Origin of the sequence: Bradyrhizobium niftali (genome assembly GCF_004571025.1) — a bacterium.
Taxonomy (GTDB): Bacteria; Pseudomonadota; Alphaproteobacteria; order Rhizobiales; family Xanthobacteraceae; genus Bradyrhizobium; species Bradyrhizobium niftali.
On the sequence record NZ_SPQT01000019.1, the window covers coordinates 1 to 22768 of the forward strand.

At 65.6% G+C, this 22768-nt stretch carries 22 protein-coding genes; 14 read left to right on the top strand and 8 right to left on the bottom strand.

Annotated elements, in window-relative coordinates:
- The 9 genes from E4K65_RS28305 to E4K65_RS47630 all read left to right on the top strand — a co-directional run.
- The coding region (locus E4K65_RS28305) for a Bug family tripartite tricarboxylate transporter substrate binding protein (protein WP_135176927.1) at nt 1–999 on the top strand (999 nt) is incomplete at its 5' end.
- 164 nt (nt 1000–1163) lie between these two features.
- Nucleotides 1164–2795: an NAD-dependent malic enzyme gene (locus E4K65_RS28310; protein ID WP_135177055.1), complete on the top strand. Its 1632-nt coding sequence runs from the start codon at nt 1164–1166 to the stop codon at nt 2793–2795.
- 281 nt (nt 2796–3076) lie between these two features.
- On the top strand, nt 3077–3469 hold the full coding sequence (locus E4K65_RS28315) for a BlaI/MecI/CopY family transcriptional regulator (protein ID WP_027547885.1): 393 nt from the start codon (nt 3077–3079) through the stop codon (nt 3467–3469).
- Nucleotides 3466–5985 carry a M56 family metallopeptidase gene (locus E4K65_RS28320; RefSeq protein WP_135176928.1) on the top strand — a complete coding sequence of 840 codons (2520 nt, stop codon included), beginning with the start codon at nt 3466–3468 and terminating at the stop codon, nt 5983–5985. The genes E4K65_RS28315 and E4K65_RS28320 overlap by 4 nt, the downstream gene beginning before the upstream one ends.
- Before the next feature lie 165 nt (nt 5986–6150).
- Entirely contained in the window at nt 6151–7614 is a 1464-nt protein-coding gene (locus E4K65_RS28325) for a DUF1800 domain-containing protein (protein WP_135176929.1), read from the top strand.
- A gap of 2 nt (nt 7615–7616) precedes the next feature.
- Nucleotides 7617–8867: a DUF1501 domain-containing protein gene (locus E4K65_RS28330; protein WP_135176930.1), complete on the top strand. Its 1251-nt coding sequence runs from the start codon at nt 7617–7619 to the stop codon at nt 8865–8867.
- Between the two features lie 28 nt (nt 8868–8895).
- Nucleotides 8896–9060 carry a hypothetical protein gene (locus E4K65_RS47625; protein ID WP_167771230.1) on the top strand — a complete coding sequence of 55 codons (165 nt, stop codon included), beginning with the start codon at nt 8896–8898 and terminating at the stop codon, nt 9058–9060.
- 153 nt (nt 9061–9213) lie between these two features.
- A complete protein-coding gene (locus E4K65_RS28335) occupies nt 9214–9729 on the top strand; it encodes a septal ring lytic transglycosylase RlpA family protein (protein WP_135176931.1) in 516 nt (171 codons plus the stop codon).
- Nucleotides 9730–9831: 102 nt separating this feature from the next.
- Entirely contained in the window at nt 9832–9987 is a 156-nt protein-coding gene (locus tag E4K65_RS47630; protein ID WP_167771231.1) for a hypothetical protein, read from the top strand.
- A 70-nt stretch (nt 9988–10057) separates the two neighbouring features.
- On the opposite strand, the gene E4K65_RS47635 is transcribed toward E4K65_RS47630, so the two are convergent.
- The 3 genes from E4K65_RS47635 to E4K65_RS28350 form a co-directional block, all read right to left on the bottom strand.
- Nucleotides 10058–10363, bottom strand: coding sequence for a hypothetical protein (locus E4K65_RS47635; protein ID WP_027547880.1), 306 nt, complete (start codon nt 10361–10363; stop codon nt 10058–10060).
- Nucleotides 10364–10478: 115 nt separating this feature from the next.
- Nucleotides 10479–10751, bottom strand: a complete 273-nt coding sequence (locus tag E4K65_RS28345; protein ID WP_135176932.1) for a hypothetical protein — start codon at nt 10749–10751, stop codon at nt 10479–10481.
- 133 nt (nt 10752–10884) lie between these two features.
- A complete protein-coding gene (locus tag E4K65_RS28350; RefSeq protein WP_135176933.1) occupies nt 10885–13575 on the bottom strand; it encodes a flavin-containing monooxygenase in 2691 nt (896 codons plus the stop codon).
- A 188-nt stretch (nt 13576–13763) separates the two neighbouring features.
- Between E4K65_RS28350 and E4K65_RS28355 the strand changes: the two genes are divergently transcribed.
- A complete protein-coding gene (locus E4K65_RS28355) occupies nt 13764–14012 on the top strand; it encodes a hypothetical protein (protein ID WP_135176934.1) in 249 nt (82 codons plus the stop codon).
- 146 nt (nt 14013–14158) lie between these two features.
- Nucleotides 14159–15640 carry a carboxylesterase/lipase family protein gene (locus tag E4K65_RS28360; RefSeq protein ID WP_135176935.1) on the top strand — a complete coding sequence of 494 codons (1482 nt, stop codon included), beginning with the start codon at nt 14159–14161 and terminating at the stop codon, nt 15638–15640.
- Between the two features lie 7 nt (nt 15641–15647).
- On the opposite strand, the gene E4K65_RS28365 is transcribed toward E4K65_RS28360, so the two are convergent.
- Entirely contained in the window at nt 15648–15827 is a 180-nt protein-coding gene (locus E4K65_RS28365) for a hypothetical protein (protein WP_135176936.1), read from the bottom strand.
- A gap of 158 nt (nt 15828–15985) precedes the next feature.
- Here E4K65_RS28365 and E4K65_RS28370 point away from each other — a divergent pair, with 158 nt between their 5' ends.
- Nucleotides 15986–16789 carry a DODA-type extradiol aromatic ring-opening family dioxygenase gene (locus E4K65_RS28370; protein WP_135176937.1) on the top strand — a complete coding sequence of 268 codons (804 nt, stop codon included), beginning with the start codon at nt 15986–15988 and terminating at the stop codon, nt 16787–16789.
- A 197-nt stretch (nt 16790–16986) separates the two neighbouring features.
- Nucleotides 16987–17694: a Crp/Fnr family transcriptional regulator gene (locus E4K65_RS28375; protein ID WP_135176938.1), complete on the top strand. Its 708-nt coding sequence runs from the start codon at nt 16987–16989 to the stop codon at nt 17692–17694.
- Between the two features lie 25 nt (nt 17695–17719).
- Here E4K65_RS28375 and E4K65_RS28380 read toward each other — a convergent pair whose 3' ends face one another.
- From E4K65_RS28380 to glgC, 3 genes are read right to left on the bottom strand one after another with little or no spacing between them, the layout of a single operon-like run.
- Nucleotides 17720–17980 carry a SemiSWEET transporter gene (locus tag E4K65_RS28380; RefSeq protein ID WP_135176939.1) on the bottom strand — a complete coding sequence of 87 codons (261 nt, stop codon included), beginning with the start codon at nt 17978–17980 and terminating at the stop codon, nt 17720–17722.
- Nucleotides 17981–18025: 45 nt separating this feature from the next.
- Nucleotides 18026–19483, bottom strand: a complete 1458-nt coding sequence (glgA, locus tag E4K65_RS28385; protein WP_135176940.1) for a glycogen synthase GlgA — start codon at nt 19481–19483, stop codon at nt 18026–18028.
- Nucleotides 19480–20742, bottom strand: coding sequence for a glucose-1-phosphate adenylyltransferase (gene glgC, locus E4K65_RS28390; RefSeq protein ID WP_027547870.1), 1263 nt, complete (start codon nt 20740–20742; stop codon nt 19480–19482). Before glgC ends, glgA begins: the two co-directional genes overlap by 4 nt.
- Before the next feature lie 336 nt (nt 20743–21078).
- Here glgC and E4K65_RS28395 point away from each other — a divergent pair, with 336 nt between their 5' ends.
- On the top strand, nt 21079–21489 hold the full coding sequence (locus E4K65_RS28395) for a hypothetical protein (protein WP_135176941.1): 411 nt from the start codon (nt 21079–21081) through the stop codon (nt 21487–21489).
- A 116-nt stretch (nt 21490–21605) separates the two neighbouring features.
- Here E4K65_RS28395 and E4K65_RS28400 read toward each other — a convergent pair whose 3' ends face one another.
- Complete coding sequence (locus E4K65_RS28400; RefSeq protein WP_135176942.1) at nt 21606–22592, bottom strand: ABC transporter substrate-binding protein; 987 nt, start codon at nt 22590–22592, stop codon at nt 21606–21608.
- Nucleotides 22593–22768 lie beyond the last annotated feature (176 nt).

A 22768-nucleotide genomic window follows, 5' to 3' on the forward strand; every position in this document is an offset into this window, starting at 1 on the left:
ATGCGGGGGCTGTGGGGCGGACTACGCGGTCATCTGATCGTCATTGGCGTGTTGGTCGGATGCGCGGCAGGGACCGCGCCGGCAGGCGCCCAGCCGTTTCCATCGCGCCCCATTACGCTCGTGGTGCCGTTTGCGGCGGGCGGGCCGACCGACACGCTGGCGCGAATCCTGTCCGAACGGATCGCTGCCGAGCTGCACACGACGGTGGTGGTCGAGAACGTCGCGGGCGCCTCCGGCAGCATCGCCGGCGCCCGCGTCGCGCGCGCAACCCCTGACGGCACGACGATCACCATCGGCCATTGGGGCACGCATGTGCTCAATGGTGCGATCTTCAAGCTGCCCTACGACGTCATCGCCGATTTCGAGCCGGTCGCGACGATTGCGACGGGGACGCAGCTCATCGTCGGCAGGAAGTCGCTCGAGGCAAACAGTCTGAAAGAGATGATCGCGTGGCTGAAGGCCAACCCCGGCAAGGCCACCGCCGGGACGGCCGGCGCCGGCACCGGCGCCCATGTCGCCGGCGTCTTCTTCAAGGCGAAGACCGGCACCGACTTCCAGTTCGTGCCCTATCGCGGCGCAGGGCCCGCCATGATCGATCTCGTGGCCGGCCAGATCGACATCATGTTCGACCAGGCCTCGAACTCGCTGCCGCAATACAAGAATGGTGCGATCAAGGCGTTTGCCGTGACCTCGCCGACAAGGCTTGCATCCGCACCCGACATCCCGACCGTCGACGAGGCGGGGCTGCCCGGCCTCTACATCTCCTACTGGCACGGCATCTGGGCACCGAAGAACACGCCGAAGGACATCGTCACAAGGCTCAACGCGGCCATCGCCGCCGTGCTCGCTGATCCCTCGGTCAAGCAGCGCTTCGGCGAATTGGGGCAGGAGATTCCGCCGCCGGACCAGCAATCGCCTGCGGCGCTCGCCGCCTTCCAGAAGGCCGAGACCGAGAAATGGTGGCCGATCGTGAAGGCCGCCGATATCAAGCCGGAATAGCCTCGCAGCGTTAACCTTTGTCGTTCGCAAACCTCGCTGCGGTGCGAGATCACAATCGATGCGCGGGGTGCTACGTCCTTGATCTCGGGGGAGCGGTGGCCGACAATGCCTGTGGTTCAATAAGAAACTCCTTGGGGGAATTCGTGAATAGACCTGCCCGGGTCGTGGCCCAGCCGACATCGTCCGATCAATCGCATGGCATGACGCTGCTGCGCGATCCCTTGCTCAACAAGGGCACCGCCTTCACCGAAGCGGAGCGCACCACGCTCGGCCTGCGCGGCCTGTTGCCGCCTTGCGTGCTGACGATGGAGACCCAGGTCGAGCGTGTGCTCGTCAATCTGCGCACGCTGCCGACCGACCTGGAAAAATTCGTCGCGTTGAACGCGCTGCATGACCGCAACGAGGCGCTGTTCTTCCGCGTCGTCGTCGACAATATCGACGAGATCCAGCCGATCATCTACACGCCGACCGTCGGGCTCGCCTGCCAGAAATACGGCCTGATCTACCAGCGGCCGCGCGGCATGTTCATCTCCTCGCACGATCGCGGCCAGATCGCGGACATCCTGAAGAACTGGCCCAATCCCGCAAAGCTCATCGTCGTGACCGACGGCGAGCGCATCCTTGGTCTCGGCGATCTCGGCGCCAACGGCATGGGCATTCCGGTCGGAAAGCTCTCGCTCTATTCGGCCTGCGCCGGCGTGCATCCCGAGCATTGCCTGCCTGTTGTGCTCGACGTCGGCACCAACAACGAAGAACTGCTCAACGATCCCTATTATCTCGGTCTGCGCGAGCGCCGGCTCACGGGCGAGGCCTATGACAGCTTCGTCGATGAGTTCATGGTCGCCGCGCGAAAGACTTTTCCCGGCGTGCTGATCCAGTTCGAGGACTTTGCCAATCACTCAGCGTTCAAGCTGCTGCACAAATATCGCGATGAGGCCTGCGTCTTCAACGACGACATCCAGGGCACCGCGGCGGTGGCGCTTGCGGGTCTGTTCTCGGCGCTGCGTCTCAACGGCGGCAAGCTCAGGGACCAGCGCATCCTGTTCCTCGGCGCGGGCGAGGCGGCGACCGGCATCGCCGATCTCGTGGTTTCCGCCATGATGGCGGAGGGCGCGTCGGAAGCGGAAGCGCTGCGGCGCAACTGGCTGGTGGATTCCCGCGGTCTCGTCGTCAGCGGCCGTGAAGGCCTCTCCGGTCACAAGCTCCGCTATGCCCATACCGATCAGGCGCCGATCGCCGACTTCCTCACCGCGATCAAGACGCTGAAGCCGACGGCGATCATCGGCGTTGCCGCGGTCGGCGGCGCCTTCACGCCCGAGGTGCTCAAGGCGATGGCCGAGCTCAACGAGCAGCCGATCGTGTTCGCGCTGTCGAACCCGACCTCGAAGGCCGAATGCTCGGCGGAGGATGCCTATCGCTATACCGAGGGCCGCGCGCTGTTCGCCTGCGGCAGCCCTTATGATCCCGTCAAACTCAACGGCCGCACCTTCGTGCCGCGCCAGGGCAACAACTCCTACATCTTCCCCGGCGTCGGGCTTGGTGTCATCGCCAGCCGCTCGCGGCTGGTGACGGACGAGATGTTCATGGCGGCCGCCCACACGCTGGCCGATTGCGTCGGCAAGGACGACCTCGCGCAGGGAAGTCTCTATCCGGCGCTGCCCCGCATCCGCGAGGTCTCGGCCCGCATTGCGGTCGCTGTCGCGGATGTCGCCTATCAGCGCGGGCTCGCCGACGGTCCGGCGCCCAACGACGTCAAGGGCCTGGTCCAGTCGCAGATGTACGAGCCGAAGTACTGAATGCTTCCACGTCGTCATGGCCGGGCATAGCCGTCCGAAGGACGGCGTCGCTTCCCGCTCGCCTATGTCCCGGCCATCCACACCTTACCGCGCGGGACGAAGAACGTGGATGCCCGGGACAAGCCCGGGCATGACGGCCTCTCATGCTCTCGCCCAGCCTGGCCGCCGGTTAGGTCAGCACGGCGATACCATTTCAGGTGGAAACGCCGTTGCGCGGCGCGGCCCTATATGCGACGCTCTGTAGCGTTACAAGAAGAACTCAATCCGCAAGGTCAGATGCCATGGACGATCGTATGCCCGAACTGGGCGACCTCGAGCACGAGGTCATGCAATTGGTTTGGGCCCATGGTCCCGTTACGGCCGAGGTCGTGCGCGAGCGGCTGTCGCGGCGTCTGAAGGAATCCACCGTCCGCACGGTGCTGCGCCGGCTCGAGGAAAAGGGCTATGCTCACCACACCGTGGACGGACGCACCTATGTCTACCACGCGGCCGAAGAGCGCTCGCGGGTTGCCGCCAAGGCGGTGCAGCGCATCGTCGACTGGTTCTGCAACGGCTCGATGGAAGAGGTCCTCGTCGGCATGGTGGACAATGCGATGCTCGACCAGCAGCAATTGCGCACGCTGGCCGACCAGGTGGCCAAGGCGAAGAAGGCGAGGGGAGTGAAGAAAGAATGATCGCAACTCTGGCTGAGGCGGCGCTGCGCTCCTTCGTGCTGGGAGGCGTCGTCTGGTTCGGTCTCAACCTGTTTCGCGTGCGCAATCCGCACGTTCACATGACGGCGTGGGTCGTCGTGCTGCTGGCCTCGCTCGCGATGCCATTCGTGATGCATTGGCCGACGCTCACCATCGACCGGCTGCCCTTGTCCGTGCCGGTGCCGGACGAATTGTGGCCGGCCGACATTTCGATGCTGGAGACGCCGCAGCCGGCGTTGCCGATTGCGCCCGGTGCGGCCATTGCGCCGCCGGTGAAAAGCGTCGCGTCGATAGACTGGTGGCTGGTGGCCACGGTGGTCTATGCCGGCGTCGCCAGCCTGTTGCTGCTGCGTCTCGCGATCGGCCTCGGCCTGACCTGGCGCCTGGCGCGCGCGGCGAAGCCGGTGAAGGGTGTGCAGCTGATCGACGCCGACGTGCGCGTCAGCCGCGACGTCGGCGGCCCCGTCACCTTCGGCTCGACCATTCTGGTGCCGCCGCAATTTGCCGGCTGGGATGCGAAGAAGCGCCTCGCGGTGCTCGCCCATGAAGGCGCGCATGTCGCCAACCGCGATTTCTACGTCCTCCTGCTCGCGTCCCTCAACCGCGCGGTGTTCTGGTTCAGCCCGTTCTCGTGGTGGCAGCTTGCGCGCCTTGCCGAGCTTGCCGAGATCATCAGCGATGCCCAGGCGATCGCGGTGATCGACGACCGGCTGTCCTATGCCGAAATCCTGCTCGATGTCGCAACCGGCGTGAAGCCGCGGCCGATGGAGCTCGCGATGGCGCGGGCCTCCACCGTGCGCGCCCGCATCGAGCGCATCATTGCGGCTGCCGCGATGCCCGTCGCGGTCGGCTGGCGCAAGCGGCTGTGGATCGCGGCCGCGATCGTTCCGGTCGTGGTCGTGTCCGCCGGCATGATCGCCTATCGCACGCCGGATCCCGCGCCCGTCGCGGCGGGTCTTGGTGACGTGCCGGCCCAGCACTACCGCCCCTTCGTCAATTTCTACGCCATGGGCCCGGCCTCGGTGTTCGCCATCTTCCGCGAGGGCGACGAACTCTATGGCCAGCTCACCGGGCAGCGCAAATTGCGCCTGGCGGTGGGCAATGACGGCACCGCCTCCTACGCCGCCTCGTCCGGCGAGATCACGTTTCCGCTCGACGCGGAGCGCCGCTCCGCGGAGCTGATGCTGCGCATGAACGGCCGCGACATTCGCGCACGTCGCGTCGCCGAGGTGCCGACGGCGGCCACCGATTCCGTATCGCTCGACCAGTATGTCGGCTGGTACAGGGTCGCGCCGAACCGCGTGCTCACCGTGCGCCGCGACGGGGATCGGCTCCAGGTGCAGGAAACCGTGCAGGGTCGGGCGGCGCTCCTCGCCGAAGGTGCCGACGTCTTCTCGATCCATGGCGACAATCTCCTGGTCTTCCTGCGTGACGACCAGGCCAAGGTCTCGCGCGTGCTGGTCCAGAACGCGGTGTTCGGCGCCCGTCTCGCGCCGCGGATCGATGCGGCTGTGGCGCAGGCGATCGAGGCCGACTTCGCGCGCCGTGTCGCGGAAGTGCCGGATCGCTTCCGCGAGCAGGTCCCGGTCGCCGGCGGCAAGGAGATGATCCTGCGCGGGATCGAGGATTTGCGCCACGGCACGCCGAATTACGATCGGATGAGCGCGCCGCTCGCTGCCAAGGTCCACCGTCAGGTCGACGAATTGCACGCGACGTTCGTCGCTCTCGGCCCGGTGGAGTCGCTGTTCTTCCGCGGCGTCGGGCCTGGCGGCTACGACATCTATGGCGCCAAGTTCGAGAACGGCACGGCGGAATTCCGCCTGCTGCTCGAGCCCGACGGCAAGGCCGGCGACGTCATCTTCCGCGCCGACGGCAATGACGAGCTCGGGGGCATCGTGCCTTGCGCGGAGGAGGCGAATGTGCGCGGCCACGCCGGCACTTCGCCGATCCGGATCATGGTCTACAACGAGATGGGCGACGACATCCGCGTCTTCAATCTCGATGCCGACGGCAATCGCAAGTCGCAGAGCGTCGTCAGGCCCAACATGTCCTGGGCGGCGACGACCACCGTCAACAATCCCTGGGTGATCGCCGACAAGTCGGGGCGGTGCCTCGAAGTCTTGATGCCGGGGCGGCAGACGCGCTTCCACAACGTCGAGGCTTCGAACATCGGTGCAAAGCCGGGACGTGCCGCGCGCCGCGCCGTTCCGATCGCCAACGGCGAGGAGATGTTGCGCCGTTATATCGAGGGCGTCGGCAAGGGCCAGCCGGATTACGAGCACATGACGTCGGAAGTCGCCGACATCACCCGGCAGCAGCTTCCGTTCGACCAGGCGATCCTGGCACGACTCGGGGCGCTGCGTGCGGTCTCGTTCCGCGGCGTCACCGCGCTCGACAGCGACATCTACATCGCCCAGTTCGCGAACGGCTCGGCGGAGTGGCGCATCGGCGTCAGGAACGGCACGATCACCAAGATCGCGCTCGGGCCCAACTTCTAGGATTGTTGGAGCCGCCCGTCCGTCAGACCGGCGGCTCCGAGTTCTTGATGGCAGTGCCTCAATCTCCGCTTGTCGGCCCGTACCGCCAATGCTACGTTACGTAGCATTACGGATCGTAGCCTAGCAAGGCGCCACCGGCAGGCGCGAAAGAATTGGGCGTTCGCCATGAGCAATTCCGCAAAGGCCGATTCTGTGCTGGCGCTTCATCGCTTCGGCATGGGGCCGCGACCGGGATCGATCGCCGCCGTCGGCACCGACCCGCGCGGCGCGCTGATCGCCGAACTCGACAGGCCGCTGGTGCTGACCGCCGCGGCCGCCCTTCCCAGCAGCGCAAAGGCGTACCGCACCGTGGCCGACGCCAATGCGCGGCGCACGGCCCGCGCCAAACAGGCGCAGCAGCAGGCCAAGAAGCAGCAGATGGCTGCGGCGCCCGTCATGTCCGAAGATCAGACGCAAGGACAGGCACAGGGCCAGAGTGCCGACAAGGACGCCGCCGAGATGGCGGCCAAACAAGCGGCCGAGGCCATTCCCGATCCCGGGCGTCCGATCTATCTGCAGGAAGCCAAGCTGCGCACCGAAGCTGCGCTCGCAGCCGACATCGGCTTCGCCGAGCGGCTGGTGTGGTTCTGGTCCAACCATTTCTGCGTTTCGGCCAACAAGATCCAGAGCATGTCCGGCGCCTATGAGCGTGAAGCCGTTCGCGCCAACACACTCGGCCGCTTCGTCGATCTCCTGCTGGCCGTCGAGGGCCATCCGGCGATGCTGTTCTATCTCGACAATCTCGCCTCGATGGGCGCGAACTCGACCGCCGGCATCAACCGCAGCCGCGGCCTCAACGAGAACATCGCCCGCGAGATCATGGAGCTGCACACGCTAGGTGTGCGCACCGGCTACACCCAGGACGACGTGATCAGCTTTGCCAATGTCATGACGGGATGGACGCTCGTTCCGCCTGGCGACAATCCCGAGCACGGCGGCGCGTTCACCTTCAATCCGCGGCTGCACGAACCCGGCGCACAGACGGTGCTCGGCAAGCGCTATGAGCAGGAGGACGCAGAGCAGGGCCGCGCCGTGCTGCGCGATCTCGCCGCGCATGCGGCGACGGCGACCCATGTCGCAACGAAGCTCGCGCGCCATTTCGTCGCCGACGAGCCGCCGCCGGCGCTGGTCGCGCAGATGGCGAAGACCTTTCGCGACACCGAGGGCGATCTCAAGCAGGTCGCGATCGCCATGGTGTCGTCGGACGAGGCCTGGCGCGGGCCGGCGTTAAAACTGAAGCGTCCCGGCGAATGGGTGGTCGGCATGGTCCGCGCAACCGGCATCACGAGCGTCGATCCTGTCCGCTACACCGGCGGCCAGGAACTTCTCGGCGAGGCGCTGTGGCGCCCGCCGGCGCCGAAGGGCTATCCGGACGACGAGGCGAGCTGGATCGACGGGGTCGGTCGGCGGCTCGACGTCGCCAATTATTTTGCCGAACGCATCACCGGCATGGCCGATCCGCAAGTCATCATCGAAGACGTCTTCGGATCCGAGATCGCGCCCGAGGTGAAGCAGGCGGTTGGCCGCGCCGAAAGCCGGCAGCAGGCGCTCGCGCTGCTGTTCATGTCGGCGGATTTCCAGAGGAGGTGACCATGGGCTCGGACAATCATTTGCCCACGCGGCGCGAGCTTCTGATCGGCTCCGGCACCCTGTTCGCCTGGAGTCAGATGCCGCGTATCGCGCGCGCCGAAGGGCGCGATCCGCGCCTGCTCGTCATCGTCCTGCGCGGCGCACTCGATGGTCTCGGTGCGGTCGCGCCGGTCGGCGATGCCGACTGGATCTCCTTGCGCGGCGATCGCGCGCTGGTGCTGGACGGCAAGTCGCCGGCGCTGCCGCTCGATGCCTTCTTCGCGCTCAATCCGGCGATGCCGAACCTGCACAGGCTCTACAAGAGCGGCAAGGCCTCGATCGTCCACGCCACTGCGACGCCCTATCGCGAGCGTTCGCATTTCGACGGCCAGGACGTGCTCGAGAGCGGGTTCACCAGACCCGGCGCGACCGCATCGGGATGGCTCAACCGCGCGCTGCTCGCGCTGGAATCCGGCGGCCGCGTCGATCCGCGCGGCAGTCGCGCGCTCGGCATCGGCTCGGTGACGCCGCTGGTGGTGCGCGGCTCGGCGCCGGTCATGACATGGGTGCCGCAGAAACTCTTGCCGGCAAGCCAGGACACGCAGAATCGCCTGCTCGATCTCTACCAGCACACCGACCCGAAGCTTGCGAGCGTACTTCAGGCGCGCATGAAGCTCGCCTCGCTCGACGGAGCGGTGGGGACCGGCGATCCGATGTCGGACGATCCGACGCTGGCGCCTCCCGGCATCGCACGCGTCCGCGCCTATTTCGCCGAAGCGGCCGGCACCGCCGCGCGCTATCTTGCAAAGCCCGACGGCCCGCGCGTCGGCGCCATGGGCTTCGTCGGATGGGACACGCACATCGCCGAAGGCGCGGCCTCGGGCCAGCTCTACAATCTGCTCGGCGCGCTCGACGGCGCCTTCGCCGCGATCGAGACCAACATGGGCGACGCCTGGCGCGAGACGGTGGTCGTGGTCGTCACCGAGTTCGGCCGCACCGCCCGCATCAACGGCACGCAGGGCACCGACCACGGTACGGGCACGGTCGCCTTCCTCATCGGTGGCGGGCTCGCCGGTGGCCGCGTGATCGCGGACTGGCCGGGCCTGAAGCCGGCGCAGCTGTTCGAGGACCGCGATCTCAAGCCGACCACCGACTTGCGCGCCGTGCTGAAGGGTCTGCTCAGGGATCATCTGCGCGTGGAGGAGAAGGTGCTCGCCGAGACGGTCTTCCCCGGCAGCGCAGACGTCAGACCGATGCCAGGCCTCGTCGGCTGACGGCGCCTCTCGAAACCGGATCGGGTTCATGGGCACACTGACACAACGGGAGCTCGACTTTCTCGCCAGCCTGAAAACCGGCTGGCGAAGGCTCTATCGGCTTGAGCTGGCGCGGCTGCTGAACGGGGGCGCCGAGGCGAGCGATGCTCAACCGGAACCGCGCCCGATGGTCTGGCGCATCGTATCAGGCTGATATTTCGCAGATTTGTCCCGATTCAGGACACGCCGGTGTGGTGGAATCGTCACAGCGGGTTGCGAAAAAACCCCGGCCTCAGGCCCGCTTTTCTTCCGACAAGGTTCTGCCCTCATTGCCCGCCGAAACTTGAGGCGTTCGGAGGGGCGTATCATGTCTCGCTTTGCACGTGCCGAAAGTGCCCGGATTTCCCCCGCAACTTCGTTCCGGTTGCTGCTCGCCATCATTGGCGCGGCCTCGCTCGCGGCCTGCGCACAATCTCCGGTCGGCCGCCAGAAGGCCGATCTTGGCACCAACCGGCAGGCGACTGTCGAGCGGCCGCATCGCGTGGCCGCGCTGCATCCACGGCCGATCAGCCGGGCGCGCATCCCCGACGGTGATGCAAAGCGAACTGCCTCGCATGGCGTCGCCAGCTTCTATTCGGATACGGAGACTGCGAGCGGCGAGAGGTTCGACAAGAACGAGCTGACCGCAGCCCATCCCAGCCTGCCGTTCGGCACGAAGCTGCGCGTCACCGATGTTTCCTCCGGCCGCTTCGTGACCGTCAGGGTCAACGATCGCGGACCCTACGTTCGCGGGCGCGTGGTCGATATCTCGCCGTCCGCGGCCGAGGCGCTCGGCATGGTGGACAAGGGCCTCGCCAATGTCAGGCTCGACGTCGTGCGGTAAGGCCGCTTCGTCGCTGCAAGGCGCCGCCGCTTAACCGCCTGTTAGCCGCTTCTCACGCACCATGGATGCCCAACAATTCAGGGCTTTTGGGGAGGCGGACGCTTGAATACGATCCAGTATCTCGAAGATCAGGCCGCGCGTGCCGAGCGGCTCGCCAAACGGATCACGGATACGCTGACGATCGAAAAGCTCTTGGCCTTCGCCGACGAACGCCGCCGCGAGATCGACGTCATCGCCGGCAAGTATCGTCGCGCTTAATCCACCACGAACGCCGCGAGAGCGGGGCTTTGCCTGCGATTTGCAGCGCGTCGACGACAACGATGCGCGGTCAGGTGTGGCTCTCGACGAAATCGCTGAGATAGTCGGGGAGCGTGATGCGGTCGATGTCACAGCGCGCCCGGATTTCGGCGGCGATTTCGGGCGAGATATCCTTCACCCAGTGCTCGAGCGTGTTGAACGAGATCACCTTGATCGGATCGTTGAAGCAGCCGGCGACGAGCTCATTGATCGTGACTTCGAGATCGTTCCGCTCGATGCGGATTTCAGTGGCCTCGTCGCGGCGGTCGATCACCACGAACAGGGTCTGGTCTGCGCCGTAGGGCACGACCGGAGATGGCACGTCAGCTCTAAGCATCTTGGACACTCACGCCTTGGCTTCCGATCCCCGTTAACGGGAAAAACCGGAAGAAGGTTCCTATGGGTGTGGATGAAGCTTGTCGTGCACGTGCAGCTTTGGCGTCTGCACACAATCAGAGAAATTCTCTCAAGCGCGAGAGCTCGATGATGTGCTCGGGCGAGAGGATATCCGTGACCAGCGGCGGCTGCGCCGCCGTGCGAATCTCATAGAGATGCCTGGTCGCCGCCGGCTTTTGCATGAACGCCGAGATGCATTCGTCGAGCGTGCCCTCGCTCACCTGGTAGGACTCGCGGTCCGGCCGGCGCTGGTTGGCAAGTGACGGCCATTTATACAGCGCCGCAAGTGCGCCGAAATCGACCTTTGAATCCGCAACCACGTCCCCCATCGCCCGGCCTCACGCAAAAAAGAACCCCAGCACGCAAATCTGCGCGCCGGGGCCTACATCCAAACGCTGCATCTCAATGCTATGAGCACACAACGCGGCAGTCGGGGAAAGGTTCCCGGCTGCCTTATTGTAGTCAACTTGCGGCCGCTGCGATCGTGTGCCCCGGGCTGGTGTGACCGTGGCTGTGCTCGTCGCCGAGGCTGACCTCCGGCGGAAGCCCGGCAAAGCGCCGCAGGGCCTCGGCCATCTGCACCCGGCCCGGCGCGCCGGTGATCACCACGTCCACCATCGTGAAGGACGAGTGGAAATGGCCGCGCGCCTTGAGCTGCTGGACCGGCACGCCGGCAGCGGCCATCGCTTCGGCATAGGCGATGCCCTCGTCGCGCAGCGGGTCGAACTCGCAGGTGACGACGAAGGCGGGCGGCAGGCCCGCGACCTTGCCGCGGAGCGGCGAGACGCGCGGGTCAATGCGGTCGGCCGGCGAGCAGTAGAGGTCCCAGAACCAGTCCATCAGCGAGCGCGTCAGGAAGTAGCCGGTCGCATTGTCGTTGTAGGAGGGACGATCGAAATCGCAGTCGGTGACCGGGCACACCAGGAGCTGGCCGGCAATGTCAGGCCCGCCGCGGTCGCGCGCGAGCTGGCAGGTGACGGCGGCGATGTTGCCGCCGGCGCTCCAGCCGGCGACCAGCACCGGGCCCGGCTTGCCGCCGAGCTCGGCGGCGTGCTCGGCGATCCAGCGCGTCGCCGCATAGCCGTCCTCAGCCGCGGTCGGGAAGCGATGCTCCGGCGCATGGCGGTAGCCGACGCTGACGAACATCATCCCGGTCCGGCGCACCATGTCGCGGCAGAACGGATCGTCCGACTGCTCGTCGCCGAGCACCCAGCCGCCGCCGTGGAAATAGACCACGACCGGATGCGGCCCGGGCGCTGCGGGCTTGTAGACACGATAGGGAAGCGGGCCGTCGGTGCCCGGCAGCGTGCCGTCCACGACATCGCCGATCGGCCGTCCCGCCGGGCGGCCCTTGTTGAACTCGTTGACGAAGGCGCGGGCGCCGAGCGCGCCCATCGATTCGATCGGCGGCAGGTTCAGCGTTGCCAGCAGGTTCAGCACCAGCCGCACATCCGGTTGCAGCCGCACCACCTTGCCGTCATTGCACTGCGCGGCGACATTGGGGCCCGTGAGCCTGAAGCCGAGCATGCCGCGGCTGACGACCTCGTCGCAGATGCTGCGATAGGGGCCGACACCACCGGTATAGGGCATCACGCCCTGCACCTTTCCGGGCACGTTCGCGCCCGTGTACCAGGTGTTGGCGAGCCGGTGCAGCGTCAGCGTCGAGCAGTCGGCCATGTGCCTGTTCCAGCCGGCCTGCGCCGCCTCGGTCGGCTCGATCGTGGTGAAGCCGGCATCGCGCAGCGCGGCAAGGCGGTCGACGACCCAGTCGACATGCTGCTCGATCGACACCGCCATGTTCGACAGCACCGAGGGGCTGCCGGGACCGGTGATCATGAAGAAGTTCGGGAAGCCCTCGACCGTGAGCCCGAGATAGGTCTGTGGCCCCTGTGCCCAGACACCCGACAGCGACTTGCCGCCGCGCCCGGTGATCGGATGCACCGCGCGGATCGCGCCGGTCATGGCGTCGAAGCCGGTCGCGAACACGATGACGTCGACGTCGACGCTGCGCCTGGCCGTGGTGATGCCGGCTGCGGTGATCGCCTTGATCGGCTCCTGGCGCAGATTGACCAGCGTGACGTTCGACCGGTTGTAGGTCGCGTAATAGTTGGTGTCGAGGCAGGGGCGTTTCGCACCGAACGGATGGTCGTGCGGCATCAGTGCCGCCGCCGTCTCGGGATCCTTCACGACGGCGCTGATCTTCTCGCGGATGAGATCGCAGATCAGCCTGTTGCCGTCGACATCGACCGCCTGGTCGGCCCAGAGTTGCGTCAGGATATAGACGAGATCGCCCTTGCCCCACGCCTCCTCGAACCGCGCGCGGCGCTCGGCATCGCTCAATTGCCAGCTCACGGCCGTCTGCTGCGGATAGGGCACGCCGGCCATCGATTGGCGCGCCTGCTCGCGATAGGCCGCGCGGTCGCCTTGCAGCAGGCTCATCCGGTCGGAGGGCGCGGGACCGTTGTGCGCCGGCAGCGCGAAATTCGGCGTGCGCTGGAATACGGTCAGATGCGCGGCCTGTTCGGCGATCAGCGGGATCGACTGGATGCCCGACGAGCCCGTGCCGATCACGGCGACGCGCTTTCCCGCGAGATTGACGCCGTCATGCGGCCAGCGGCCGGTGAAATAGACCTCGCCCTTGAAATCCTTGACGCCGTCGATCTCCGGCGGCTTTGGCGCGGAGAGGCAGCCGGTTGCCATGATGTAATGGCGGCAGGAGACCGGCGCGCCATTGTCGGTGGTGAGCTGCCAGCGCTCAGCCGCCTCGTCCCAACTCGCTTCGGTGACCTTGGTCCCGAAGCGGATGTCGCGGCGCAGCTCATACCGGTCAGCGACGAAGCCGAGATAGCGCAGTATCTCGGGCTGGGTCGCGTATTTCTCCGACCAGGTCCAGGCCGCCTCGAGTTCCGGATCGAAAGTGTAGCTGTAATCGATGGTCTGGATGTCGCAGCGCGCACCGGGGTAGCGGTTCCAGTACCAGGTGCCGCCGACATCGCCGGCCTCTTCGAGGGCGACGGTCGTGAAGCCGGCCTTGCGCAGGCGATGGAGAAGATAAAGGCCGGAAAATCCGGCGCCGACCACGGCAACGTCGACCTGCCGGGGTGTTCCACGCGCCGCGTCAGAGGCACGCGCAGCAACCATTGCGTCAGGCATCCATTCCTCCCGTGCTTTTGTTTTGCCGGCACGCTATCGCCACAGGCCGGGCTTGTCATTAGAACAAGTGCAATCTTCGGTAGCTGTTTGCGGCGTCATCGTGACCGCGCGAAGCTTACCTCAATGCACGCACCGCGATGCACAATCGCCGTGATTTACCGGTCTAATCAGGCACGATCCGCCTGTGTATGCTTGCGGTTACAAGCCACGCGTACCGACCGGGCGACATGACAGAGTTGAGTGAGCGGACGAAAGCGAACATGGACGTCGTCCTGGAGGAGACGTGCCGCCAATTGCCGCACGGCGGCGATCACGACAGCCGCAGATTCATCGCCGAGCGCCTGATCGAGGCGGCGCAAGCGGGACACTCCACTCTTGGTGAGCTCGGCATCGTCGCGCGGCGCGCGCTGGCGGAGCTCGTCGGCAAGGGCGGCTAGCCGCTGTTGCGATGAAGTTGGGCTCTGGCCGCGGCGCGCTCCCTCGCCCCGCTCTTACGAGGAGAAGCAAGGCCGGAGCTTGCTTCTCCGTCAGTCGTAGACGTAACCTTCCGGGGAGCTTCTCCGCGCATTGAGATCCCCCAAAGATGCGGTCCCTGCTTGCGCTCACAGTGGTTTCCGGATTCCTTTGCCTCGCCGGTTCGGCCATGGCCCAGCAGGTCGGACAGTTTCCGTTCGCGCTGACGCGCGAGGGCCAGATGCTCGGCGGCGTCGAAGGCGAGGTGGCCTTCTTCAAGGGGCTCGCTTATGCAGCGCCGCCGGTCGGCCCGCTGCGCTGGCGCCCGCCGGAGGCAACGGCCGAGAGCTCCGAGATGCGCACCGCTTATGAGTACGGCGCGCCCTGCCTCCAGCCGTCGCTGCCGAAGGCGAGCGAAGATTGCCTCACGCTCAACGTGTTCCGTCCCTTCGGCGTCGATGGCCCGCTGCCGGTGATGGTGTTCATTCATGACGGTGCCTTCGTCGGCGGCACTGCGAACGATCCGATGTTCGACGGCGCGAAACTCGCGCAGGCCGGCCTGATCGTGGTGACCGTGAATTTCCGTCTCGGCGCGCTCGGCTGGCTCGCGCATCCGGCGCTGTCGGAAGGCGGCTCCGGAAACTACGGACTGATGGACCAGATCGCGGCGTTGCATTGGGTCCACGACAACATCGCAGCGTTCGGCGGCGATCCCGGGAACGTCACCCTGTTCGGCAGTGGCGCGGGCGCGACGTCGATCGCGCTGTTGATGCTATGCAACGAGGTGCGTGATCTGTTTCAAAAGGCCATCCTGCAATCGGTGCCCGGCCGGGCGCGCCTGCGCGCGCGGCAGGAGGCGGAGGCCTGGGGCCGGCAATTCGTCGCGACGCTCGGCCCTGATGGCAAGGAGATCAACGCGCGTACGATCCAGGCCATACGGCTGCTTGCCGCCGAAACGAAGCTGCTCGCGAAATTCCCGCACGGCTTTGCGCCAACGATCGATGGACGCCTCGTGACGGAAGATATCGCCGCAGGTTTTGCGGCCGGGCATGAAGGGCGGATTCCCCTGATCATCGGCTCCAACGATGACGAGACGGATTTCGACAGCGAACCTGACATCGCGGAGGCGCTTGCATCGTCTGGCATCACCAGCGATGACCTGCCCAAGCTCTATCCCGACCTCGCCAGAGCTTCGGACCTTGCGGCAAGGTTTTATACCGACAAGGTCTTCTCCGAGCCGGTGAGACTGCTGGCTCGTCTGCACGCCGCAAGCGGTGCGCTGACCTTCCGCTATCGTTTCGCCTACGTGCCGGAGGCCCGGCGCACCAATCCGGAGGGCGGTCACGGGCGGGAATTGCAGTTCATCTTCGGCGTGGAAGGCGTGCCCGGTGCCGGCATCTTCTCGCGGCGCGATCGCGAGCTCGCAAGCCGCATGCGCAGCTACTGGATCAACTTCGCCAGGAGCGGCGATCCCAACGGGCCTGACCTGCCACGCTGGGACGCGGCGGCAGGCGGCGATCGCCTGCTGCTGATCACGAATGATCGCATTGCGAGCGGAGACGATCCCTTCGCGGAGCGTCTCGACCGGCTCGCAAGTGAGAGTAGAAAATGAGCTGGACTTAGGCCGCGAGCTCGACGCGCGGCGCCGGGCTCAGCCGGTCTTCCTCCAGATAGTCCATCGCGCCGTCCTTCTCGACGGCATAGAACTGCTGGCCTTCCCGCGACTTGAAGGCGGCGCGAACGACGCCGCGGCGGCCCTTGTCACTGTTGACGACGTCCCCCAGCGCAAACTTCTTCATCTCACGTCCTCGTCTTCTGGCCGACTCCTTCGGCCATGGCGGGGATTTTGAAAGGCAAATCGTTAACGGCTTGCTAACCATAGGGGTTTGCCTATGCTCGCCGCCGATCGTGCGGCCAGTTCGCACGCGCATGTTGTCAACGAGACGAGCTTTCGCCCATGACGCGATTTCCGACCCTGTTCCTGTCCCATGGCGGCGGCCCCTGGCCGTTCATGGAGGACCGGCGCGTGCAATATGCCAGGACCGCCGAGGAGTTCGGGCGGCTGCCGCAGCTTCTCCCCGAAAGACCAAAGGCCGTGCTCGTCATCACCGGACATTGGGAGGCCGACGCCTTCACCGTGTCGACCTCGGCGCATCCGCCGATGGTGTACGACTATTACGGTTTCCCCGAGCATACCTATCACCTCAAATATCCGGCGCCGGGCAAGCCCGAGCTTGCCGCAGAGGTGAAGGCGCTGCTCGCGCGTGCCGGCCTCGATTGCCGCGAAGATGCCAATCAGGGTTTTGATCACGGCACCTTCGTGCCGCTCGGCCTGATGTATCCGAACGCCGACATGCCGATCGTACTCTTGTCGCTGAAATCGACCTACGATGCGGCCGAGCACATCAAGGTCGGGCAGGCGATCGCCTCGCTCCGGGACGAAGGCATTCTGATCGTCGGCAGCGGGCTCACCTATCACAACATGCGCGGCTTCAACCGGCCGGAGTCCAAGCCGGTCTCCTACGATTTCGAGGCCTATCTCAACGAGGCGATCAGCGCGCCTGATGCGGCGCGCCGCAACGCGATGCTGGTCGATTGGGAGAACGCGCCGAGCGCGCGCCTGGCGCATCCGCGCGAGGACCATCTGCTGCCGCTGATGGTTGCGGCCGGCGCCGCCGGCAGCGACGTCGGCCACCGCGTCTTCGTCGACGAGGTCGCAAACGTCGCGATGGCGTCGTACATGTTCGGCGGCCAGCCTTGAATCGCGCGTCTGCAAGTGAAATCGGCGGAAAGTTCCAGATTGTCCCTCGAGATAGTTGAGTAGGGGCATCGCGCCGTCGGCAGAAAACGGCTCATGCACACGCCAAATTGCTCATGCGGGCATTTCTGTCCGTTTCGCTCGATTCATTTTCGCGCTATGGTTGTGTCTATTGATATGCGATTTTCCCGAAGAATTAGATGGTGTCTGCGGATCCATTCCGGAACGCTTTTCTCAAGTCGCTGAGGCCAGCCGACTTCGCGGCCATGCGCCCGCATCTCAAGGCCGTCGAGCTTCTGGAGGGGGCTTCGGTGATCGAGCTTGGCCAAACCGTTGCGTGGGCTCATTTTCCGCTGACCGCCGTCGTGTCTCTCGTTGTCGAACTTGAAGCGGGAGAACGGATCGAAGTGGCGTTGGTCGGCCCTGACGGCATCTTGGGTACTTTTGGCGTATTGGGAGAGCCCGTCGCACTGGTTCACGCGGTCGTGTTGGTGCCGGGTATGGCTCTGCAGGTCGAAGCTGCCCGCCTTCGCGCTCTCGCGCAGCAGAGTGTCGAGTTCCGGGATGGCCTGACGCGTCACAGTCAGGCCCTGTTCGTTCAGGCCCAGCAATCCGTGGGCTGCAATGCATCCCACACCGTCGAGGCGAGATTGGCGCGATGGCTCTTGCGTGTTCGGGATCTATCCGGCAGCGACCGCTTCAAGCTCACGCAGGAATTGATGGCCGAGATGATCGGGGTTCGCCGGAACAGCGTCTCGTTCGTCGCCCATGCTCTCCAGGAAGCGAACGTCATTCGATTCAGCCGCGGTCACATCGAGATCGTCAACGCCGCCGAGCTCAACAAGGCCACCTGCGAATGCTACCGTGCGGTGAAGCTGCAATACAAGCGGCTTCGTTTTTCCGACTGAAGAACGATCCGCGGAGCGAGCAAGCTCACCCGTATCTCAGCTTCATCACCAGAATGCCGCCGGCGAGCAGCATGGTGACGGCGTTCGAGGCGATCAGCGGGGCGTCGCCGCTGAGCAGGCCGTAGGCGAGCCAGAGCGCCAGGCCCAGCACCATGACCAGAAACATGCCGAGCGAGATATCCTCGGTCGAGCGGGTCTTCCAGAGCTTGATGAATTGCGGCGCGTAGGCGACGGTGGTGCAGGTGGCTGCGGCAAAGCCGAGCAGCTTGATCAAGAACGGGTCCATGCCGATCCTATAACATGGATTCGGCGCGCCCTCAGCCGGTACGTGCTAGGCGCGGCGTGATTCGATCAGGCTCCGATACAGCGCAGCATAGTCCCCGGCGCGGTTGCGCCAGGAGACGTCGGTCGCAAGGCCGTTTCGTTGCAGGCGCCGCCAGGTCAGCTTGTCGTGGAAGGCCGTGTTGGCCTTGCGTAGCGTGCCGGCGAGGGCATCCGCCGTGACGGGTGCGAACTTGAAGCCGGTGGCATCGCGGCCGGACGCATCGGCTTCGCCGATGTCGACGATGGTATCCTCGAGACCGCCGACGCGGGAGACGATCGGCACGGCGCCATAGCGCAGCGCGCAGAGCTGGGTCAGGCCGCACGGCTCGAATCGCGACGGCACGATGAGCGCGTCCGAGCCCGCCTGGATCAGATGAGCGAGGATCTCGTCGTAGCCGATCACGACCCCGATCCGGCCGGGATTGGCGCGCGCCGCCGCCTGATAGCGGTCCTGAAGATCGCGGTCGCCGCTGCCGAGCAGTGCGAGCTGCATGCCTTCGCCCAAAATGGTCGGAATGGCCTCGAGCAGGAGATCGAGCCCTTTCTGCCAAGACAGCCGGCTGATGACGCCGAGCAGGGGGGCTTCGTCCGCGGAATCGAGATTGAATTGTTGCTGAAGCACCGCCTTGTTCGCAGCCCGGAATGCGAGATCTTCCGCACTGAAGCGATAGGCGATGTGCGAATCGGCCTGCGGATTCCACACTGCGATGTCGATGCCGTTGAGGATTCCGCTCAATGCGCCCGCGCGTGCGCGCAAGAGGCCGCCGAGCCCCATGCCGCCCTCGTCACTCTGGATCTCCCGCGCATAGGTCGGCGACACCGTCGTGATGCGATCGGCGAATTGCAGGCCGGCCTTCAGGAAGCTGATGCCGCCGAAATATTCGAGGCCGTTGACGTCGAGGGAGCTCCACGGCAGGCCGATCGCACTGATCAGCTCGGGAGCGAACTTGCCCTGATAGGCCATGTTGTGGATCGTCATCACGGTGCCGGGCCGCGGCCGATTGTCGTAGTGCAGATAGGCCGGCGCGAGCCCGGCCTGCCAGTCATGGGCGTGTACGATGTCGGGCACGAAGGCCGGCACGAGGCCGTGGCCGATGTCGGCCGCCACGCGCGACAGCGCCGCAAAGCGCACGCCGTTGTCCGGCCAGTCGACACCTTCGGCCGTGACATAAGGGTTGCCCGGCCGCGCATAGAGATGCGGCACGTCGAGCACGAACAGGTCGAGCCCGTCATGCGCGCCGGCGAGCAGCCGGCCCGGCCCGCCGAAATAGTCCGGCCAGCGCCGGATTTCCTCCGCGCCGGAGACCAGCCGCATCACTTCGGGATAGCCCGGCATCAGGGTGCGCATCTCGACAGCATGCGCCTTCAGGGCAATCGGCAGCGCACCGGCGACATCCGCGAGGCCGCCGGTCTTGACGATGGGATAGACTTCAGAGGCGACCGCGAGGACGCGAACAGGCATCATGTATTGAGCCTGTCGATCATCGGCTGGGTGATGAGGGAAATGCCCTGCTCGGTGGTGCGGAAGCGCTTTGCATCGAGTTCGGGATCCTCGCCGATGACGAGCCCCTCGGGGATCTCGACGCCGCGGTCGATCACGACATTCTTAAGCCGCGCGCCGCGCCCGACATTCACATAGGGCATGATCACGGCGTTCTCGACATTGGCGTAGGAGTTGATGCGCACGCCGGTGAACAGCAGTGAACGGCGCAGCGAGGCGCCGGAGATGATGCAGCCGCCCGAGACCAGCGAGCTGACGGCCTGGCCGCGCCGGCTCTCCTCGTCATGGACGAACTTGGCGGGCGGCGTGATCTCCGAGTAGGACCAGATCGGCCAGGCCCGGTCGAACAGGTCGAGCTCCGGCACCACGTCGGTAAGGTCGATATTGGCCGCCCAATAGGCGTCGACCGTGCCGACGTCGCGCCAATAGGAGCGGGGATCGCTGCCGGAACGGACGCAGGAGCTGGAAAACTGGTGCGCGATCGCGCGGCCGTTCTTGACGATGTAGGGAATGATGTCCTTGCCGAAATCGTGGTTGGACTTCGGATCCTCGGCGTCGCGTTTGAGCTGATCGAACAGGAATTTCGCATCGAACACGTAGATGCCCATGCTGGCGAGCGAGACGTCCGGCTTGCCCGGCATCGGCGGCGGATCTTTCGGCTTTTCCAGGAATTCCTGGATCCAGCCGTTCTCGTCGATATGCATGATGCCGAAGCCGGAGGATTCGGCGCGCGGCATTTCGAGGCAGCCGACGGTGACGTCAGCGCCGCTGTCGACGTGCTGGCGCAGCATCACCTCGTAGTCCATCTTGTAAATGTGGTCGCCGGCGAGCACGACGATGAAGCGGGCGTTGTGCGACTCGATGATGTCGATGTTCTGGTAGATCGCGTCCGCCGTGCCGACATACCACATGTTCTCGGAGACACGCTGGCTCGCGGGCAGGATGTCAAAGCTCTCGTTGCGCTCCGGGCGGAAGAAGTTCCAGCCCATCTGAAGATGCCGGATCAGGCTGTGCGCCTTGTACTGGGTGGCGACCGCGATGCGGCGGATGCCCGAGTTCACCGCGTTCGACAGCGCGAAATCGATGATGCGGGACTTGCCGCCGAAATAGACCGCGGGCTTGGCGCGCCGGTCGGTCAGCTCCAGAAGCCGGCTGCCGCGTCCGCCAGCCAGGACGAACGCCAGCGCCTGACGGGCGAGCGGCTCATTTCCGACGGCACTCATGTCATCCTCCCACTCTTCTCTGGCGCAAGCCGGAGCCCTCGCGAGATGCCTCTCGGCCGCGCACCCATTGGAACCGATAGTAACGGTACGAATAGTAAATCGGGAAGGAGGTTGTTGGTTGCGAACGCGCGGGAAGCTTAATGCTTTGCCGTGGTCATCGGCCGTCGGCGTCGTCGCGCCACGTGCCGCCTCCCGGCGCCCCGCTGATCATATTTGAGGCATGCACGGGCTCTCTTGTGCGCCGCACGCAAAATCGAGGCTTTGACTTGGCGCCGGGATGCCCGATCATGGTGAGTGTTCCTTTTCCAAATGAAACGTCAGACAAGGAGCAAGACGATGAGGATCTGGACAACGGCAATTGCCTGTTCGCTGGCGGGCGTGGTCATCGCCAGCCATATCGAGCAGGTGGCGGCAGCCCCGCTGCCGACCAACGTCGCGGCCATGAAGGCAGCGGCCGGCGACGACGTCACGCAGGTGCACTGGCGTGGCGGCGGCTGGGGATGGGGTCTCGGCGGCCTCGCGGCCGGTGCGATCATCGGCGGCGCCATCGCCAGCAGCGCGCCTTACGGCTACGGCTATTATGGCGGCGGCCCGTATTACGGTGGCTATGGTTATCCGGGATATGGCTATGGTTATGCGCCGGCCTATTACGGCTACGGGCCAGCCTATCCCCGCTATTACGGCTATCGTCGGTACTATCGGCCCTACTACGGTTACTACCGGCCGTACTACCGCGCCTATTGGTGAGGGCTAGAGCGAGAGCCACACGATCAGGCTCATGCAGGCGAAATGCGCGAGCACGATCGCGGCGAGATGCAGCGGGCCGGCCTTGAGGCGAAGCCTGTGCATCCCGCCGTCTCCGCCTAGTTCGATCCCGCGGCCGCGGCGGTGAAGCTGCGGTCGACGGCCTGGTTGACGTCGAGCTTCTTCGGCAGGATGCCGTAGCGCGTCGAGCGGTCCGAAGCTGCCTGGATCTCCTTCACCACGTTCTCGTCGATCACGATCGGGCTGGTGCGCTGCGCGGTGTAGGCCGACAGCAGCACGTCCTCCGGCAGCCTGGTCAGCTCGGCCGTGCTCCTGGCGTATTCGGCAACATGATCCAGCGACCACAGCCGTGCCTTGTTCAACCGCTGCACGAGGTCGTGCACGGCCGCGCGCTTGATGGCGATGGCATTGTCGGAAGCGACGATGAAGGTGATGGTCGGTGTCAGGCCTTCGCCGTCGGCGATCACGCGGGCCTTGTCCTTCAGCGTCGCGAAGGAGACGTAGGGCTCCCACACCGCCCAGGCGTCGATCGAGCCGGCGACCAGCGCGATCTTGGCATCCACGGGACCGAGCGGCGCGAAGGTCGCGTCCTCCAGCTTGATCTGCGCCTTCTCCAGCGTCGCGTCGATCAGGAACTGGCCCCAGCCGCCGCGCGTGCCGGCGAGGCGCTTGCCCCTGAGGTCGGCCGCCGATCTGATCGGCGAATCCTGGCGCACGAGGATCGCCTGCGTCTTCGCATCCGAGCGCGTGCCGCCGATCGCCTTGATCGGCGCACCCGCCGCATAGACCGACAGGAAGGAGAGATCGCCGGTGTAGCCGACGTCGAGCGCGCCGGCGTTGAGCGCTTCGAGAATTGGAGCTGCAGCCGGGAATTCCGACCATTCGATCTTGTAGGGCAGGTCCTTCGCGTAGCCGGAGATCTCCAGCAGCGAGCGATTGCCGCCCTTCTGGTCGCCGACGCGCAGCACGACGGCGTCGGCCGCGAGCGATGCGGCCGCCGTCGACAAGGTGATGGCGGCGGCCAACAGCGAGGCCGCAAGTCGGCGCGTGATCGAATGATCGAGAGAGGAGGAGTTGATGCTCATGTGATCTGTCTTGTTGGTTTGCTCACGGCGCGTGAGCGAACGATGCAGCGGGACGATCAAGTCTATGAGCGCGCGACGTGCAGTCAATGAAATCACCGTCCGTATTGCGCCTGCGCCAGGCAACGACGTTTCAGTGAAGCGTTGTTTTCGAGAACGTGCGGCGTGCGCGGCCGATG

Coding starts and splice junctions, on each gene's coding strand:
- E4K65_RS28315 (WP_027547885.1), top strand. CDS start 3,077: ATGGACGATCGTATGCCCGAACTGGGCGACCTCGAGCACGAGGTCATG.
- E4K65_RS28320 (WP_135176928.1), top strand. CDS start 3,466: ATGATCGCAACTCTGGCTGAGGCGGCGCTGCGCTCCTTCGTGCTGGGA.
- E4K65_RS28325 (WP_135176929.1), top strand. CDS start 6,151: ATGAGCAATTCCGCAAAGGCCGATTCTGTGCTGGCGCTTCATCGCTTC.
- E4K65_RS28330 (WP_135176930.1), top strand. CDS start 7,617: ATGGGCTCGGACAATCATTTGCCCACGCGGCGCGAGCTTCTGATCGGC.
- E4K65_RS47625 (WP_167771230.1), top strand. CDS start 8,896: ATGGGCACACTGACACAACGGGAGCTCGACTTTCTCGCCAGCCTGAAA.
- E4K65_RS28335 (WP_135176931.1), top strand. CDS start 9,214: ATGTCTCGCTTTGCACGTGCCGAAAGTGCCCGGATTTCCCCCGCAACT.
- E4K65_RS47635 (WP_027547880.1), bottom strand. CDS start 10,363: ATGCTTAGAGCTGACGTGCCATCTCCGGTCGTGCCCTACGGCGCAGAC.
- E4K65_RS28345 (WP_135176932.1), bottom strand. CDS start 10,751: ATGGGGGACGTGGTTGCGGATTCAAAGGTCGATTTCGGCGCACTTGCG.
- E4K65_RS28350 (WP_135176933.1), bottom strand. CDS start 13,575: ATGCCTGACGCAATGGTTGCTGCGCGTGCCTCTGACGCGGCGCGTGGA.
- E4K65_RS28355 (WP_135176934.1), top strand. CDS start 13,764: ATGCTTGCGGTTACAAGCCACGCGTACCGACCGGGCGACATGACAGAG.
- E4K65_RS28360 (WP_135176935.1), top strand. CDS start 14,159: ATGCGGTCCCTGCTTGCGCTCACAGTGGTTTCCGGATTCCTTTGCCTC.
- E4K65_RS28365 (WP_135176936.1), bottom strand. CDS start 15,827: ATGAAGAAGTTTGCGCTGGGGGACGTCGTCAACAGTGACAAGGGCCGC.
- E4K65_RS28370 (WP_135176937.1), top strand. CDS start 15,986: ATGACGCGATTTCCGACCCTGTTCCTGTCCCATGGCGGCGGCCCCTGG.
- E4K65_RS28375 (WP_135176938.1), top strand. CDS start 16,987: ATGGTGTCTGCGGATCCATTCCGGAACGCTTTTCTCAAGTCGCTGAGG.
- E4K65_RS28380 (WP_135176939.1), bottom strand. CDS start 17,980: ATGGACCCGTTCTTGATCAAGCTGCTCGGCTTTGCCGCAGCCACCTGC.
- glgA (WP_135176940.1), bottom strand. CDS start 19,483: ATGATGCCTGTTCGCGTCCTCGCGGTCGCCTCTGAAGTCTATCCCATC.
- glgC (WP_027547870.1), bottom strand. CDS start 20,742: ATGAGTGCCGTCGGAAATGAGCCGCTCGCCCGTCAGGCGCTGGCGTTC.
- E4K65_RS28395 (WP_135176941.1), top strand. CDS start 21,079: ATGAGGATCTGGACAACGGCAATTGCCTGTTCGCTGGCGGGCGTGGTC.
- E4K65_RS28400 (WP_135176942.1), bottom strand. CDS start 22,592: ATGAGCATCAACTCCTCCTCTCTCGATCATTCGATCACGCGCCGACTT.